2 protein-coding genes are annotated in these 1,214 nt (G+C 42.8%); both read left to right on the forward strand.

The window, feature by feature from the left end:
* Nucleotides 1-167: 167 nt before the first annotated feature.
* Nucleotides 168-566, forward strand: a complete 399-nt coding sequence (gspS, locus tag Dpoa2040_RS13980) for a type II secretion system pilot lipoprotein GspS (RefSeq protein ID WP_168641654.1) — start codon at nucleotides 168-170, stop codon at nucleotides 564-566.
* 199 nt (nucleotides 567-765) lie between these two features.
* Nucleotides 766-1,214 (forward strand): hypothetical protein (locus tag Dpoa2040_RS13985; protein WP_210423962.1); only part of this gene is annotated, 449 nt, incomplete at its 3' end.

Here is a 1,214-nt window from a genome sequence, read left to right on the forward strand (position 1 = left end):
GCTATTTATGACTTTAACTCTTAAAATTCACCATTTAAAAATCATCAATATTAATTAACCAGACATTACAATCATCAACAAAAAAAACAAACAAAAAATCCGTTTACGTTTCACACACAAAACATTAAATTAATTTCACTAAAGAAATTTTGGAAAACGAGGCAAGAATGAAGAGAAAAGTCGTGAATATAACAATGAATTTAACAGTAGCACTGACGCTTGTTCTGTCTGGATGCACAACAAACATACCTATTCAAAACAAAGATGAGAACGCTCATACAAATGAAAACATTGAAAATATGTCCTCCGTCATCGCTGGACTTAATTATTTAAAGTATCAATGCGGATATCAGCATTTAGGTACGGAAGACAACATCATCAACAGGGTTATAATTCTTGCCAGTCGGAAATGGGGCACAGCCTTTGATGCGGAAGAAAAAGATAACATTACCCGTTCCAGCCGGGAGCGTTATAACACCCTGATTGAAAGTTATCGCGACAGTAAAGGCTGCGGTGTGTTGACCAGAAGTCTTGAGGAAATTACAAGGCAGGGATTTTCCGCATAACACCCGCGTAAATACCACTATAACCCACAGGGGGTAAATAAATTCCAGAGACGCTTAACCAATGTACTTTTTAGTCTTTCATCATGCCAGCGAACATCGCAGGCAGGCATATTTCTGGGCAATACCTATAACTGAAATAATACCCCTGACGATGACGCAGGTGACATATTAAATATAGTGATTGAATATGGTGATTACGATGATCCTAAAGAAACGATTTATTAAATGGCTATGCTTACCCATTGCCATCAGCATGGCGAGTATTCCTTCATCTTATGCGCTTACCAGCGCGCAATATAAAGCACTCATATACGGTGCAGCTGCTGCGGGGGCATGGGGTTACTGGGGGGTGTTAAATTCGGTGCTGAGTTATGTCGCCAGGGGCGACCACACGATAACCGCAGCTGATGGCGCAAATGCGCTTGCAACCATCTGTGGCGCAACAGCTGCGGCCACCTTCAGATTATGGACGCCGCCCACTGACCCAGTCAGTGCGGCGAATGTTTTACTGTCCGGCGTCAAAGCGGGTGCCGTTGCAGGCACGGCAACAACTTGCCGTTGGGTCAGCAACGCATTTCTACAATTATATTTCAGCGAAGCTCAAAATAGCGCCAGAAGGCTCAGCACCACACAAAGAAATCGTCTTTC

This window comes from Dickeya sp. CFBP 2040, assembly GCF_012273755.1.
Classification (GTDB): domain Bacteria; phylum Pseudomonadota; class Gammaproteobacteria; order Enterobacterales; family Enterobacteriaceae; genus Dickeya; species Dickeya poaceiphila.